Below are 15,069 nucleotides of genomic sequence, written 5' to 3'. Positions count from 1 at the left end.
TACGGAGGGCATGGATCATAGCAAACCTGTGCCGATTTGGAGCATGTGTTGGTTTTGCATGAATATCGCTCATGTTGAGGGCGACCGTGGCCCGGTAGAATCGCCGGCACTCTAGCGCGCATTGAATCGGGACCGGATACATGTCACTTCGCTTTTTCACCAGCGCCTTCCTGGCACTGGTCGCCTGTACCGCCCAGGCACAGGGTCCCGCTGCGGCGATCTCCTATACCCGCGACATCCAGCCGATTTTCACCGAGAAGTGCGTGGCCTGCCATGCCTGCTACGACTCCGCCTGCCAGCTTAACCTGGGCAGTGCCGAGGGAGCGGCCCGTGGTGCGAGCAAGGTGCCGGTATACGATGGCGAGCGGAGCCGGGCGGCACCGACCACCCGCTTGTTCTACGACGCTTTCGGCCAGCATGCCTGGCAGCAGAAGGGCTTCTATTCGGTACTCGATGCCCAGGGCAGCCAGGCCGCGCTGATGGCGCGCATGCTTGAGCTGGGGCACAACGCGCCGTTGCAGCCCAATGCCAAGCTGCCGGAAGGCATCGCCCTGGGCCTGAACCGCGAAAACATGTGTGCGACACCTGGCGAGTTCAACGCCTACGCCGGCGCCCATCCCGAGGAAGGCATGCCGCTGGCCGTCACTGGCTTGTCCGACCAGCAATACCAGACCCTGCAACGCTGGCTGGCCCGGGGTGCACCGATTGACGAACAAGGCCTGGCACCCAGCGCCAAAGAGGCCCTGCAGGTGCAGCAATGGGAAAGCCTGTTCAACCAGCCCGGTGCCCGGCAAAGCCTGGTGGCGCGCTGGTTGTACGAGCATCTGTTCCTGGCCCATATCCACTTTGAGAACGGCGAGCCGGGACATTTCTTCCAGTGGGTCCGTTCACGTACGCCAAGCGGCCAGCCCATCGACCTGATCGCCACCCGCCGCCCCAATGATGACCCAGGCACCAGAGTCTATTACCGCCTATGGCCGGTGCAGGGCGTGATCGTGCATAAAACCCACATCACTTACCCGTTCAGCCCGGCGAAAATGGCGCGGATCAAGGCGCTGTTCTATTCCGGTGACTGGCAAGCGAGCGCTTTGCCGGGCTACGGCCCAGGGCGCCGCGCCAACCCGTTTGAAACCTTCGAAGCCATCCCGGCCAAGGCTCGCTACCAGTTCATGCTGGATAACGCCGAATACTTCGTGCGCACTTTTATCCGCGGGCCGGTGTGTCGTGGGCAGATCGCCACGGATGTGATCCGCGATAACTTCTGGGCCCTGTTCCAGGACCCGGACCACGACCTCTACATCACCGATGCGCGCTATCGTGGGCAGACCACGCCGTTGCTGGCGATGCCGGGACAGAACGATGACGTGGGCAGCGTGCTGAGCCTGTGGCTGGCCTACCGCGACAAACGCAACCAATACGAAGCCTTGCGCCGTGACAGCTATGCAGACGTGCCGCCACCGAGCTGGTCGAGCCTGTGGGCGGGCAATGACAATGCCTTGCTGACGATTTTTCGTCATTTTGACAGCGCCTCGGTCACCAAGGGCCTGATCGGCGAGGTGCCGCAGACGATGTGGCTGTTCGATTACCCGCTGCTGGAGCGCACCTATTACCAGTTGGCGGTGAACTTCGACGTGTTTGGCAACGTGTCGCACCAGGCCCAGACGCGCCTGTACTTCGACTTGATCCGTAACGGCGCCGAGCAGAATTTCCTGCGCCTGATGCCGGCTGACACCCGCGAGAATTTCCTCGATGACTGGTACCAGAACAGCGGCAAGCTCAAGCTGTGGCTGGACTATGAAGCCATTGATGACGATAAGCCCACGGGCTTGCATCTGGACGAGAAGGATCCCAAGCGTGATTTCGCCAACCAGCTGTTGGCGCGTTACGACGATTTGAACGCCAGCCCGGATCCGATCAACCGCTGCGCGGGGGCCTATTGCTCGCGCACCGCTATCGACCCAGACCTGCAGGATGCCGAACAAGCGCTTAGCCGCCTGACGTCGCGGCCCGCGGCGGGACTCAAGGTGATCGACCAGTTACCCGAAGCCACGATGCTGCGCATCGAGACCACCGGCGGCCAGCGTGTGGTGTACAGCATGCTGCGCAACCGTGCCCACAGTAACGTGGCGTTCCTGCTGGGTGAGGCCTATCGCTACCAGCCGGGGTTGGACACGCTGACCATCTATCCCGGGGTCATGAGCAGTTATCCGAACTTCATGTTCAATATTCCGGCCCGGGAAGTGCCTGAATTTGTCGCACGCATGCAGCAGGCCCAGGACGCCAAAGGGTTTGAGCAGATTGTCGACCGCTGGGGCGTGCGCCGCAGCCATCCGTTGTTCTGGCAGTATTTCCACGACTTGTCGCGATACATTCATGAAACCACGCCGGTGGAAGAGGGCGTATTGGACATGAACCGCTATGAGAACCTATAACGGTAGTCAGTGATCCAGTCATCGCCTTGAGCAGGTGCTGAAGCGGTCGGACAGTTGCCTTGCGGGATTGGAAAAGGTATTCCGATGATGTTGGTTTCAGTGCAGGCGCTACGGGCGCTGGCGGCGTGGGTGGTGTTCGGGCACCACTTCACGCAAGTGTTTTTTGAATTTGAGGTGCATAACCCACTGGCTTATCTGTTTGCCGACAAGGGCGGCATCGGGGTGGACATATTCTTCGTCATCAGCGGCCTGGTGATCTTTCTCGCCACTGCAGATAAGGCGCTGACGCCGTGGCAATTCATGCTTATGCGCCTGGCGCGGATCGCTCCAGCGTATTGGTTCTATACGTTGTTCATGGCCGTGCTGGTTCCGACAGTGCCGTCGATGTTTCCCGATGCTGAGCTGGCGCTGGGCCATGTGCTCCTGTCGATGCTGTTCATTCCCGCCGAGAACCCTGGCGGTTTTGGGGTGTATCCGCTGCTGGATGTCGGCTGGACCCTGAACTTCGAGATGCTCTTCTACGTTCTGTTTGCCGTGGCCTTGCTGGTTAGCCGTTCATATCGGTTGTGGGTGGTGGCAGGTTTGTTGTACTTGGTGTGCTATGTCCTCAGTCCCGCCCTGGACCTGGCCAGTGGTTTTTACCATAACGACATCGTGCTTGAGTTTCTGATGGGTATCGTGATCGGCATGCTGTACCGCCGTGGCCTGTGCCGGTCCAGGGCATGGCTGCCGTTATCCGGGATCGCGGTGGCCCTGGCGGCGATTTATTACGGGGCAGATGTACCCCGTGCGCTTGAATGGGGGGTGCCCAGCGCGATATTGGTTATCAGCTGTGTAACGCTGGAGCCTTACTTCCAAGGTTCGCGCATGCTGAAAATGCTCGGCGATTGCTCTTATTCGGTATACCTGATCCACGTGCTGGTGCTGGCCGCCGGGCGATGGATTGCTGACCGAAACGCAATAGATCCCTACACAATCCTGCCGGTATGCATCGTAGTGACGGCGCTGGGCGCGTACGTCAGCTACCAATGGCTGGAGAAGGCAACCTATCGCCCGCTCAAGCGTTGGCTGGGTGTCGAGGATCAGGCAATTATTTCCCGACAAAAATACTAGGACTTTGTACCTCTGTAATGATTTGGCGTAAACTGCCGGCAAGCCTGTGAGGAGTTTCCATGACTGCCATAACCATTACCGACGCCGCCCACGATTACCTGGCTGACCTGCTGTCCAAGCAGAACACCCCGGGTATTGGTATCCGCGTCTTTATCACCCAGCCCGGCACCCAGTACGCCGAGACCTGCATTGCCTACTGCAAGCCCGGCGAAGAGAAGCCTGAAGACACCGCCTTGGGGCTGAAAAGCTTCACTGCGTACATCGACGCCTTCAGCGAAGCCTTCCTGGACGACGCCGTGGTCGACTACGCCACCGACCGTATGGGCGGCCAGTTGACCATCAAGGCCCCCAACGCCAAGGTGCCGAACGTCAACGCCGACAGCCCGGTCAATGAGCGCATCAACTACTACCTGCAAACCGAGATCAACCCGGGGCTGGCCAGTCACGGCGGCCAGGTGAGCCTGATCGACGTGGTGGATGACGGTATCGCCGTGTTGAAGTTCGGCGGTGGTTGCCAGGGCTGTGGCCAGGCGGACGTGACCTTGCGCGAAGGTATCGAGCGCACGCTGCTGGAGCGTATTCCTGAGCTCAAAGGTGTACGTGACGTAACCGACCACACGCAGAAAGAAAACGCCTACTACTGAGTAAGGTGTTCACTGCGAACATAAAAACGGCGCCCCGTGAGCGCCGTTTTTTATGCTTAAAATTCAGTAGGTTGAGAAATATATCTAACAAATCGGATCAACTATGGGAGCTGGCTTGCCTGCGATGACGGCCTGTCAGTCACTGAATCTTCAACTGAACCACCGCTATCGCAGGCAAGCCAGCTCCCACACTGGTCATGCATTGCCCACAGAATCAGCGCCCGGCGCAGATCCCCTGTGGGAGCGGGCTTGCCCGCGATAGCGGTGTGTCAGCCACTGAATCTTTAACTGAACCACCGCTTTCGCAGGCAAGCCAGCTCCCACAGTTGGATCGTGGCGCGTCAATTAGATATGCGCTGGCTGTTCGGGCCACCACGGGAGCAAGCTCCCTCGCCACAGGTTCAGCGTCGCAGCAAAGATGGGTAAATGACCAGCTGTGATGGCTCCCACAGGGTTGACTGTGTTTCTTCAGGGGCGATAGAGGTGCGCATGCCCTGCGCGGTACAGCGACGACTCGCTGAAGCTGTCACTGGACAACACCCGGCCCACCACAATCAACGCTGTCCGCCGAAACCCCTTCGCCGCGACTTTCTCGGCAATATCACTCAGCGTACCGACCACCCAATCCTGATCCGGCCAGGTGGCACGGTGTACCACGGCAATCGGGCAGTCCGCGCCATAGTGCGGCACCAGTTCAGCAACGATCTTCTGCAGATGATTGACCCCCAGATGAATCGCCATCGTGGTGCCATGTCGCGCCAGGCTGTCGAAGTCTTCACCGGGGGGCATGCTGGTTTTATCGGCATAACGGGTCAGGATTACGCTTTGGGCGATGTCCGGCAGGGTCAGTTCGGTCTCCAGCAAGGCCGCGCACGCCGCCACCGCCGTGACCCCTGGAATGATCTGGAAAGGGATGCCCAGCTCACGCAAATGGCGTATTTGTTCACCAATCGCCCCATACAGGCTGGGATCGCCGGAGTGCACCCGCGCCACATCCTGGCCATTGGCATGGGCCGTCTTGATCAGCTCGATGATCTGTTCCAGGTGCAGCTCGGCGCTGTTGACCACCTGGAGTGCCTGATGACCTTCCAGTACGGCGGCGGGCACCAGCGAGCCGGCATAGATGATCACCGGGCAACTGCGGATCAGCCGCTGGCCCTTGACGGTGATCAATTCCGGGTCGCCGGGGCCGGCGCCGATAAAGTAGACGGTCATGGAGAAGTCCTGTTCAAAAACGGGCGAGCATGAACACGGCTCATACTCAAGAGCAGCAATTATCGGGAATTTTAGCTCGCGCAGGCCAATGCAAGGGTGGCCTGTACGTTTTTCTGGCGTGTGATCAGCAGGCGCGCAGGGCCATTGGACAGGTGTTCGGTCAGGGCCAGGGCGGCGCTTTCGGCCACGCCGTAACAGCCGGTGTGGGCAAAAGCCAGCGCTGAGCGATGGCTCAGCCGATGTTCATAGCCCGCCAGTTGGTCGGCGCTGAAGCACTGCAAGGGCAGGTTCAACCGCTGGGCCAGCGCCAGCAGCCCAGGTTCATCGCGTTTGCGGTCAATGCTTGCCAACGCGGTCACGCGTGAGCGCTGAAGGCCGGCCTCGGCCAGGGCGCTGTCAAGCAACGTCAGCAGGCTGTGAACTTCACAGCCGCGCTGGCAGCCCAAGCCGACGACCAGGATCATGCCGAGTATTGGTCGTCGCGGTTGCGGCGGAACAACCAGGCGCTGATCAGGCCCAAGGCCAGCCAGAAGGCGACGTTGGTCAATTGCGAGGCGATCTTGAACTGCGCTTCGAGCGCCTCCGGGGCCAGCATCGAATGTACCTCAGGTTGCGGCGCGCCGATGACGTGGGGTACGACAAGGACCGCCAGTCCAAGCCCTTTCAACAGCCAGTTGCCACCGAACACGATCAGCGCCAGGCCAGCGGCGGTGGAGGCTGCGGTGCCGATCCACCAGGTCTGGCGCAGCGTCAGGTCCGCCGCCGCAGTGCCCGGCAGTTCCGGTGGCAGGCCCAGGGTGGGTGCCAGTACAAAGGTCACGTAGCCGGCCAGGCCCCAGAGCAGGCCTTGGGCGGTGCGGGTTGGCGCGCGCAGCGTGTAGAGGCCGGCGAGCATCAGTGCAAAGCCTACGGCCACCACCAGGTTGCCTCCAGTAGTGGACAACACACGCTGCCAGCCATCTTCCGGCTCCCAGGCTTGGGCATCGTGGCTGTGGGCAGCAGCGTCAGCGGCGTGCTCGTGCACCACTTCGGCGGCTGGCGGGGCTTTTTCATAGCTTTCCGCCTGGAGAATCAGCGGTGCCACCCAGAAACTTTGCAGCAGGGTCAGCAGCAGGGCGGCCAGCAGGCCGGTGAAGCCTGCAGTTTGAGCAATACGCTTGATCATGTCGGCAGGTCTCAATGGCACGGGAACGCGGCGCTGTGGCGGGTATCGTGAGCAGCGTTATGCACCGCCTCGATATGCGAGAACCCGGCGAAATACACCAGGCACGCGCCGAGGATCGACGCGCCGATGGCGGCGGCCAGGCGTTGGCTGAGGGTGGCGGTGCTAGTGGCGGAGTGCGAAGTGCTGCTGATGATCGACATGGCGCGTCCCTTTCAGGTGTCAGGGTGAAACGAGCGCATGAGAACCCCCACGCGCCAGGCACGCGGGGTTCTGAACAGCGCCCGCCCACCGCGGGTTTGTTATCTGGATTTTTCGGGCCGGTCTCCGGGCTTGCGAGGGGCGGCTCTTGAAAGAGTCCTCCTGAAAGCATCGCCTTCCCATGCAAAAGCACAGTGGCCGTGACGCTTCGCTCGCTTACCGTTGCGGGGGCAGCACCGGACTGGTCATAGGTCTATGACGCACCGGTTTCCCGTTTCACCCCGTGAAGGGCACCCGAAACAAGACGTGTAGGAGAGCATGGGCCGGGGACGGTAGTCAAATGCTGCAAGCCCCTGTAGCCTTGCACCTTCGAGGTTCTTCGGCCCAGGCCGAAGCTAAGAAGGGAACGCGGTTCAAGCCGCGGCTGCCCCCGCAACTGTGAAGGGTTCAGTTGACTGCCACGCCACTGCCGTTAGGGCGGGAAGGCGCAGCCAGCGTCGGTCGCAAGACCTGCACACCCCAAGCCAGGAGACCTGCCTCGTAACTGATTTTCCACTTCAACCGGGCGGGGTGATCCGGTGACGAAATCCGCTGCTGCGCGCCGCCGCAGGGCCTGTCGTCCCGTATGCCCGCCCCAAAGGGCATCCGATGAAAACACTGGCCAAACTCCCCGTCACCATCGTTACCGGCTTCCTCGGCTCGGGCAAGACCACCTTGTTGCGGCATATGCTCGACAACGCCCAGGGCCGTCGCATTGCGGTGATCGTCAACGAGTTCGGTGAGCTGGGTATTGATGGTGAAATCCTCAAGCAGTGCTCCATCGGTTGTACCGAAGAAGAAGCCAATGGCCGCGTCTACGAGCTGGCCAACGGTTGCCTGTGCTGCACCGTGCAGGAAGAGTTCTTCCCGGTGATGCGCGAACTGGTTGCCCGTCGCGGTGACCTGGACCATATCCTCATCGAAACCTCGGGCCTGGCCCTGCCCAAGCCGCTGGTGCAAGCCTTCCAATGGCCGGAAATCCGCAGCGCCTGCACTGTCGACGCAGTGATCACCGTGGTCGACAGCCCGGCCGTGGCCGCCGGCACCTTCGCCGCGTTTCCGGATCAAGTCGACGCCCAGCGCAAACTCGACCCGAACCTGGACCACGAGTCGCCATTGCATGAACTGTTCGCCGATCAACTGGCCAGCGCCGACCTGGTGATCCTCAACAAAGCCGACCTGATCAGCGCCGAAGACCTGGCCCGCGTGCGCCTGGAAGTCGCCGAGGAGCTGCCGCCAGCGGTGAAGGTCATCGAAGCCAGCAGCGGTCGCCTGCCGTTGGACGTGCTGATTGGCCTGGGCGCAGGCTCCGAGGAGCATATCGACGCTCGCCACAGCCATCATGATCATCACCATGACGGTGAGGACGACCATGATCACGATGCCTTCGACTCCATTTCCATCGACCTGCCTCAAGCCGACGAAGCGCTGTTGCTCGACGCGCTGGCCCAATTGGTCGTGCAGCACGGCATTCTGCGCGTCAAAGGCTTCGCCGCTATCCCGAACAAACCGATGCGCCTGTTGATCCAGGGCGTGGGCACGCGCTTCGACAAGCACTTCGACCGTGCCTGGGGCGCCGATGAAGCTCGTACCACGCGCCTGGTACTGATCGGCCAGGAACTGGATGCCGCCGGCCTTGAAGCGCAATTGCGCGCTGCCCTCAGCGTTTAACCATGCATCTGCTCAGGACCCAACCCGGTGGTTTCGTCGCGGACGACAATATTGCCGACCTTGGCCAAACCCCTGCCGAGCTGGTGATCCTGTGCAGCGGCGACTCCAGCCTGGCGCTGCTCGCCGAAGCAGCCCAACAGTTGCCCGAGGATTACCCGAGCCTGCGCCTGGCCAATCCGATGCAGGTGCAAAACCATGCCTCCGTCGACCTGTACGTCGATGAGGTGTTGCGCCACGCCAAGGTGATTCTGATTTCCTTGCATGGCGGCATTGGTTACTGGCGCTACGGCATAGAGCGCCTGGTGGAACTGGCCGAGCGCGGCGTCACGCTGATTTTGGTGCCGGGGGATGACCGCCCCGACCCGGAGCTCAGCGGCCTGAGCACCGTTGATGCCGAACAGTGCGAGCGCCTGTGGCATTTCCTGCGTCAGGGTGGCCTGGGTAACGCGCTGGATTTTTATCATTGCCTGGCCAGCGCCCATCTGGGCCGCGACTATATATGGGCCGAGCCGCAAACCTTGCCGCGCACGGCGATCTATCACCCTGGTAAAGCCAATGCCCGCCTCAATGACTGGCAGGTGGATTGGCGCGCTGACCTCCCCGTGGCCGCCGTGCTGTTCTATCGCTCCCACTTGCAGGCGGCCAATACCGGTTTTATCGATGTGTTCTGCCAGCGCTTGCAGGCGGCGGGCCTCAACCCGTTGCCCATCGCGGTGGCCAGCTTGAAAGAGCCCGGCTGCCTCACGGTGGTCGAGGACCTGCTGGACGACGTGCACGCCGCGGTGATCCTCAACACCACCGGCTTTGCCCAGTCCAGCCCCGAAGCCCCGCACCTGCGCCCGTTTCGTCGCAATATCCCGGTGATCCAGGCGATCTGCGCCCAGGACAACCAGCCCGGCTGGCAGGCCAGCGAACAGGGGCTTGGCCCCCGCGACCTGGCGATGCATATTGCCTTGCCGGAGCTGGATGGGCGCATCATCAGCCGGCCGATCAGCTTCAAGGACCTGGCCTGGCGCAGCGAGCGCAGCCAGTCGGACGTGGTGTGCTATCGCGCAGCCCCTGAACGCATGGACTTTGTCGCTGAATTGGCGCGGCGCTGGGTCGATTTGGCCCGGGTGCCCAATGTCGATAAGCGCATTGCCCTGATCCTCGCCAACTACCCGACCCGAGATGGGCGTATTGGTAATGGCGTGGGCCTGGACACCCCGGCGGCGGCGCTGAATATCCTGCGTGCCTTGCAATCTGAAGGCTACCCGGTGGCAGAGGTGCTTCCCGATAGCGGCACCGCATTGATCCATGCGCTGCTCGGTGGTGTCACCAACGACCTCGACAGCCTCGACCTGCGCCCGTGCCACCAAAGCCTGGGCCTGGAGGATTACCAGGCGATGTTCGAGCGCTTGCCGGCGTCCAATCGCCAGGCTGTACTGGAACGTTGGGGCACCGCGCAAGACGATCCCATGTTTCGCGACGGCCGCATGATGATCGCCGGCCTGCGCCTGGGCCTGACCTTTGTCGGCATCCAGCCGGCCCGGGGTTACCAGGTGGACGCCAGTGCCGTGTACCACGACCCGGACCTGGTGCCGCCCCATGGCTACCTGGCGTTCTATTTCTGGTTGCGCCACACCTACGGCGCTCATGGCGTGATCCATGTGGGCAAGCACGGCAACCTGGAATGGCTGCCGGGCAAAGGCGTGGGCCTGTCGGAAAACTGCTGGCCGGATGCATTGCTCGGGCCGCTGCCGAATATCTATCCGTTTATTGTCAACGACCCAGGTGAGGGCGCCCAGGCCAAGCGACGCACCCAGGCGGTGATCATCGACCACCTGATGCCACCGCTGACCCGCGCCGAAACCTACGGCCCGCTGCGTGACCTTGAGTTGTTGGCTGACGAATATTACGAGGCGCAATTGCTCGACCCGCGCCGTGCGCTGGAGCTGCAAAAAGACATCCTCAAGCTGGTGCGCGAAACCCGTATCGACCAGGAGCTTGAACTGGGCAGTGAGGCGGACGCGGCGGTGTGGCTGCCGCGCCTGGACACCTACCTGTGCGACTTGAAGGAGTCGCAGATCCGCGATGGCCTGCATATCTTTGGCGAGTCGCCCGAGGGCCGTTTGCGTATCGACACCTTGCTGGCGCTGTTGCGCATTCCCCGTGGCGATGGCCGGGGCCCGCAGTCGAGCCTGCTGCGAGTGTTGGCCAAGGCATTCGACCTGGGGTTTGATCCGCTCGATTGCGCATTGGCCGAGCCCTGGACGGGGCGGCGCCCGTTGGTGTTGCAGAAGATTGACGATCAGTTGTGGCGTACGGCCGGGGATTCCCGTGAACGTCTGGAGTTGTACGCGGCGCGCTTGATCGAGCAGGCATTGGAAGGCCCCATCGAACAGTTGGAAGAGCCCGGCTGGCAGGAGGTGAAGTCGGTGATCGAAAGCCTGCGCATTGTCGTCGCGCCACGCCTGGATGCCTGCGGCCCCGCAGAGATGCGCGGCTTGCTCGATGCCTTGAGTGGGCGTTTTGTCCCGGCGGGGCCCAGCGGTGCGCCGAGTCGCGGTCGGCTGGATGTGCTGCCTACGGGGCGTAACTTCTTTACCGTGGACATACGCAACCTGCCAACCACCACGGCCTGGCGCCTCGGGTTCCAGTCGGCCAACTTGATTCTTGAGCGGCACCTGCAAGACCACGGCGACCACCTGCGCCAGCTCGGCCTGTCGGTATGGGGCACCGCCACCATGCGCACAGGCGGTGACGATATCGCCCAGGCCATGGCACTGATGGGCGTGCGCCCGGTGTGGGCTACTGGCAGCCAGCGGGTGGACGATTTCGAGATCCTGCCGATCAGCTTATTGGATCGCCCGCGCGTGGACGTGACCCTGCGCGTGTCCGGGTTCTTCCGCGATGCGTTTGCCAACCTGATCCGCCTGTTCGACGCGGCAGTGCAGGCGGTGGCGGCCCTGGATGAACCCGACGACATGAATCCGCTGGCCGCCAAAGTGCGCAGTGAACGCCAAGCATTGCTTGAGTCTGGCCTGGATGAAGGTGCTGCGGCCAAGCAGGCCGGCTGGCGCATTTTCGGCGCCAAACCGGGTGCCTATGGCGCGGGCGTGCAGGGCGCGATTGACGGGCGCTTGTGGCAGAGCCGCGAGGACTTGGCCGAGGTCTACCTGAACTGGGGCGGTTATGCCTACGGTGGCTCCGATGAAGGCACCGCGGCCCGAGAGCAATTTGCCCAGCGTTTGAGCCAGGTGCAGGCGGTGTTACAGAACCAGGACAATCGCGAGCACGACCTGCTCGATTCCAATGACTACTACCAGTTCCAGGGCGGCATGCTGGCCGCCGTGGAAACCCTGAGCGGCGAAAAGGCCGCCAGCTACCACGGCGACCACAGCCAGCCGGACGTGCCGAAAATCCGCACTTTGAAGGAAGAGCTGAACCGGGTGATCCGTTCCCGTGCGGCCAACCCCAAGTGGATCGAAGGCGTGAAGCGCCATGGCTATAAAGGCGCGTTTGAAATGGCCGCGACCGTGGACAACCTGTTCGCCTTCGACGCCACCACCGCGCTGATCGACGATCATCAATACGCGCTGCTGGCAGATGCCTACCTGCTCGACCCTGACACCCGCGCTTTTGTGCAACAGCACAACCCCGATGCCCTGCGGGATATGACCGAGCGCATGCTCGAAGCCCAGCAGCGGGGCATGTGGCAGGAGCCGGGGGCGTATCGCGAGGCGTTGGAAAACCTGTTGCTGGATATAGAAGAAGACAGCTGATGACTGATACTGCGCATTTCCCGCTGGCCGCCGTGGTCGGCGCTGATGACTTGAAGCTCGCGCTGTGCCTGGCCGCCATCGACCCGAAGATCGGCGGCGTGCTGATCGAAGGGCCACGGGGCATGGCCAAGTCGACCCTGGCCCGTGGGCTGGCAGACCTGTTGGCCAGTGGGCAGTTTGTGACCTTGCCCCTGGGCGCGACCGAAGAGCGCCTGGTCGGCACCTTGGATCTGGACGCCGCGCTGGGCGAAGGCCGTGCGCAATTTTCCCCGGGCGTGCTGGCCAAGGCCGATGGCGGCGTATTGTACGTGGATGAAGTCAACCTGCTGGCCGACCACTTGGTGGACCTGCTGCTGGACGTGGCCGCCAGCGGCACCAACCTGATCGAACGCGACGGGATTTCCCATCGCCATGCGGCGCGCTTTGTACTGATCGGCACCATGAACCCGGAGGAGGGCGAGCTGCGCCCGCAGTTGCTCGACCGCTTCGGCTTCAACGTGGCATTGAGCGGGCAGACCTTGCCCGCCGAGCGCGGGCAGATCATTCGTCGTCGCCTGGATTTCGACACTGACCCGGCTGCGTTCTGCGCGCAGTGGGCGCCAGCGCAAGCTGCCTTGCGCGAACGCTGCACCGTGGCGCGGGCACGGCTAGACAGTATCGCCCTGGATGACCAGGCGTTGTCCCGCATCACCGAGCGCTGCTTTGCCGCTGGGGTCGACGGCCTGCGTGCCGACCTGGTCTGGTTGCGTGGCGCCCGCGCCCATGCGGCCTGGCGTGGCGCCGCCGCTATCGAGCAGGACGATATCGAGGCGGTGGCGGAGTTCGCCTTGCGCCATCGCCGCCAGCACCCAACCCCGCCAGGCGCGCCGCCCCAGCCGAATGACGGGCCGTCGTCTTCCCCCTCTGACACCTCGCCCGGCCAAGGCCAATGGGGCGATACGCCCGCACCCGCCTTGCCCACGGGCATGCGCCGCGATGTACCCACCTGGCCAAAAAAGCCCTAGGCATTCGCCCCCGACCTGACGCGGGGGCGGGTGCCCGGCCCCAGTCGGGGCGACTGGACAACGGCAGGCAGGGCAAGACGCGCAGCGCACAGCGCGGGGCGATCAATTGGCCGGGCACGTTGCTGGGTGGGCGGCCGCAATGCCGTGAGGACCTGCTGTTCCACTTGCGTAGCCGGTCGGCTCCTGAACTGTGGCTGGTGATTGTCGATGCCTCGGCATCCACGCGGCGCCATCGAGCGTTGACCGATGCCAAGGGGCTGCTGGCCCAGCTGTTTGACGATGCTTATCGCCAACGGGCGCGCATGGCGTTATTGACGGCCAGCGGGCAATCGCCGAAATGGCAGGTGCAAGGCCTGAAGGCGGCGAAAGGCTTGGTCGATTGGTTGGAACAATTGGGGGCGGGCGGGGGGACGCCGTTGCTGGCTGCGCTGACCGAGTCGGGGCATTGGTTGGCGGCACGGCGCAAGCGCTATCCCGCCGAGCAACAGAAGTTGCTGGTGGTGACTGATGGGCGGCTCAAGGCGATTGGCGCGCTGCCGCGATTGGAGTGCCCAGGCATGTTGATTGACATCGAGCGTGGGCCGATCAGGTTGGGGCGGGCTCAGGAGTTGGCGCTGGGGTTGCAGTTGGAGTATCAGCACATCGATAAGCTATAGCGTCTGGGCTATCGCTTTCGCAGGCAAGCCAGCTCCCACATGGGATAGGCGGCGCGGTCAAAATGTGGGAGCTGGCTTGCCTGCGAAGAGGCCCTCAAACACATCCCAGGTATTCAGCCTGTCCCCGGCACCTTCGGCCAAAGATCCGCCACTAGAAACAACCGCTCCGCTTCTTCCCACTCCTCACCGCTGGGCACCATCCGCACCAGTAACTGCGCTGGGGCCATCGGGTCCAGATCTGCCAGCCAACGCTGCATCTGCTCTTCACTCCACACCTCGTGCGCCGGGTAATGCGCCGGCGCCAGCCAGGCATGGCGGGGCAGGGGTTGCCAGCGGCCCGCTGGGCGGGTGCTGACAAAGTCTGTCCAGTCGCGTTGATGCAACCAGCGCCCACGCAAATGCTGGGGGTGAGCGCCAAGGGGGGATTGCGCCGCGCCGGGCCAGGGGTAGAGCAGATAACCGCCCAGCCACAAATGCGCATCGAACCGTTGGATATCCAGCGCCGCCAAGGCTTCGCGGCTCTCTGCCCGCGCCGAGATCGGCAGTTGGTGCTGGGCCAGATGAGCGAGCTTGCGGTCGAGCCGGTCATGGCAGCCCGGGCCGAGCCACTGCGCGGTATCCTGGCCATCGCCGTCCTGGGGACCCAGGTAGAGCTTGATCGCCAGTTCCAGGTGGTGCACGCCATAGCGGTCGCGCAGCAGCATGTCCAGCTCGCCCAGGGTATGCCCGGCGCGGCGGATCGGCAGGTTGGCGGCCATCAACTCCACGCCCGGTGCCTGCTGCACCGCGAACTGCCACAAGCGTTCGTAGTAGAGGCCCAGGCGCCGCGTGCGTGACAGGCTCAGCCACTGCTGTAAGGCACTGCTGTCGCTGTCCAGTTGACGCAGCCAGGCTTCGAGCAAGTGGGGCGCCTGCACCCAGTCACTGCCGGCCAACGGATGGCGCTGCGGCCATGGCGTCTGCGCCAGCATCGGCGGGGCGAGTATCACCCACGCCAGGTCGCGCACCTCGGGGTGGCGCAATTGACGGGGCAGGGCGTGCAAGTCAGGGAACACTGTCATGGTCCGAGCATAGCCTTTTCAGACGTGCGCAAGGTGCCTGAGAACCATTGTCATCAAGGCTCTGCGGCGACAAAGGATTTTGCCTGAGACGGCCTTTCGCCCATAAT

At 62.9% G+C, this 15,069-nt stretch carries 12 protein-coding genes and 2 riboswitches; of the genes, 7 read left to right on the top strand and 5 right to left on the bottom strand.

The annotated features are described in order from the left end of the window. The first annotated feature begins 140 nt into the window (after positions 1 to 140). The 3 genes from TU73_RS04310 to nfuA all read left to right on the top strand — a co-directional run bounded on the left by TU73_RS04310 (position 141) and on the right by nfuA (position 4,189). Positions 141 to 2,432, top strand: a complete 2,292-nt coding sequence (locus TU73_RS04310; RefSeq protein WP_057011141.1) for a fatty acid cis/trans isomerase — start codon at positions 141 to 143, stop codon at positions 2,430 to 2,432. A gap of 87 nt (positions 2,433 to 2,519) precedes the next feature. Continuing rightward, entirely contained in the window at positions 2,520 to 3,545 is a 1,026-nt protein-coding gene (locus tag TU73_RS04305) for an acyltransferase family protein (protein WP_057011323.1), read from the top strand. A gap of 59 nt (positions 3,546 to 3,604) precedes the next feature. Then, the gene (gene nfuA, locus TU73_RS04300) at positions 3,605 to 4,189 is read left to right on the top strand and encodes a Fe-S biogenesis protein NfuA (RefSeq protein WP_003190728.1); all 585 of its coding nucleotides are present in this window, start codon (positions 3,605 to 3,607) and stop codon (positions 4,187 to 4,189) included. A 468-nt stretch (positions 4,190 to 4,657) separates the two neighbouring features. Here the strand turns inward: nfuA and cobM are convergent, their stop codons facing one another. The 4 genes from cobM to TU73_RS04280 all read right to left on the bottom strand — a co-directional run bounded on the left by cobM (position 4,658) and on the right by TU73_RS04280 (position 6,769). Next, complete coding sequence (gene cobM, locus TU73_RS04295) at positions 4,658 to 5,404, bottom strand: precorrin-4 C(11)-methyltransferase (RefSeq protein ID WP_057011140.1); 747 nt, start codon at positions 5,402 to 5,404, stop codon at positions 4,658 to 4,660. Between the two features lie 71 nt (positions 5,405 to 5,475). Next, a complete protein-coding gene (locus TU73_RS04290) occupies positions 5,476 to 5,868 on the bottom strand; it encodes a cobalamin biosynthesis protein (RefSeq protein WP_057011139.1) in 393 nt (130 codons plus the stop codon). Continuing rightward, entirely contained in the window at positions 5,865 to 6,569 is a 705-nt protein-coding gene (locus TU73_RS04285; protein ID WP_057011138.1) for a CbtA family protein, read from the bottom strand. Before TU73_RS04285 ends, TU73_RS04290 begins: the two co-directional genes overlap by 4 nt. Before the next feature lie 11 nt (positions 6,570 to 6,580). Beyond that, positions 6,581 to 6,769 (bottom strand): CbtB domain-containing protein, encoded by a 189-nt coding sequence (locus TU73_RS04280; protein WP_057011137.1) that lies wholly within the window; start codon positions 6,767 to 6,769, stop codon positions 6,581 to 6,583. Between the two features lie 98 nt (positions 6,770 to 6,867). Next, positions 6,868 to 7,080: riboswitch (cobalamin riboswitch) on the bottom strand. A 42-nt stretch (positions 7,081 to 7,122) separates the two neighbouring features. Next, positions 7,123 to 7,322: riboswitch (cobalamin riboswitch) on the top strand. A 93-nt stretch (positions 7,323 to 7,415) separates the two neighbouring features. Here TU73_RS04280 and cobW point away from each other — a divergent pair. Genes cobW through TU73_RS04260 form a run of 4 tightly spaced genes read left to right on the top strand, consistent with a single transcriptional unit; the run spans position 7,416 to position 13,901 of the window. After that, entirely contained in the window at positions 7,416 to 8,477 is a 1,062-nt protein-coding gene (gene cobW, locus TU73_RS04275) for a cobalamin biosynthesis protein CobW (RefSeq protein WP_057011136.1), read from the top strand. Positions 8,478 to 8,479: 2 nt separating this feature from the next. Next, positions 8,480 to 12,241: a cobaltochelatase subunit CobN gene (gene cobN, locus TU73_RS04270; protein ID WP_057011135.1), complete on the top strand. Its 3,762-nt coding sequence runs from the start codon at positions 8,480 to 8,482 to the stop codon at positions 12,239 to 12,241. After that, the gene (locus TU73_RS04265) at positions 12,241 to 13,245 is read left to right on the top strand and encodes a magnesium chelatase ATPase subunit I (RefSeq protein WP_057011134.1); all 1,005 of its coding nucleotides are present in this window, start codon (positions 12,241 to 12,243) and stop codon (positions 13,243 to 13,245) included. The genes cobN and TU73_RS04265 overlap by 1 nt, the downstream gene beginning before the upstream one ends. A 53-nt stretch (positions 13,246 to 13,298) precedes the next feature. Next, complete coding sequence (locus tag TU73_RS04260) at positions 13,299 to 13,901, top strand: vWA domain-containing protein (protein WP_057011322.1); 603 nt, start codon at positions 13,299 to 13,301, stop codon at positions 13,899 to 13,901. A 113-nt stretch (positions 13,902 to 14,014) separates the two neighbouring features. Here TU73_RS04260 and TU73_RS04255 read toward each other — a convergent pair whose 3' ends face one another. Next, on the bottom strand, positions 14,015 to 14,962 hold the full coding sequence (locus TU73_RS04255) for a DUF1853 family protein (RefSeq protein ID WP_057011133.1): 948 nt from the start codon (positions 14,960 to 14,962) through the stop codon (positions 14,015 to 14,017). Positions 14,963 to 15,069: the final 107 nt, after the last annotated feature.

Source organism: Pseudomonas libanensis, assembly GCF_001439685.1.
Lineage (GTDB): Bacteria > Pseudomonadota > Gammaproteobacteria > Pseudomonadales > Pseudomonadaceae > Aquipseudomonas > Aquipseudomonas libanensis.
The sequence above is the reverse complement of the archived record's forward strand: the minus strand, read 5'-3'. Positions and strand labels throughout refer to the sequence as shown.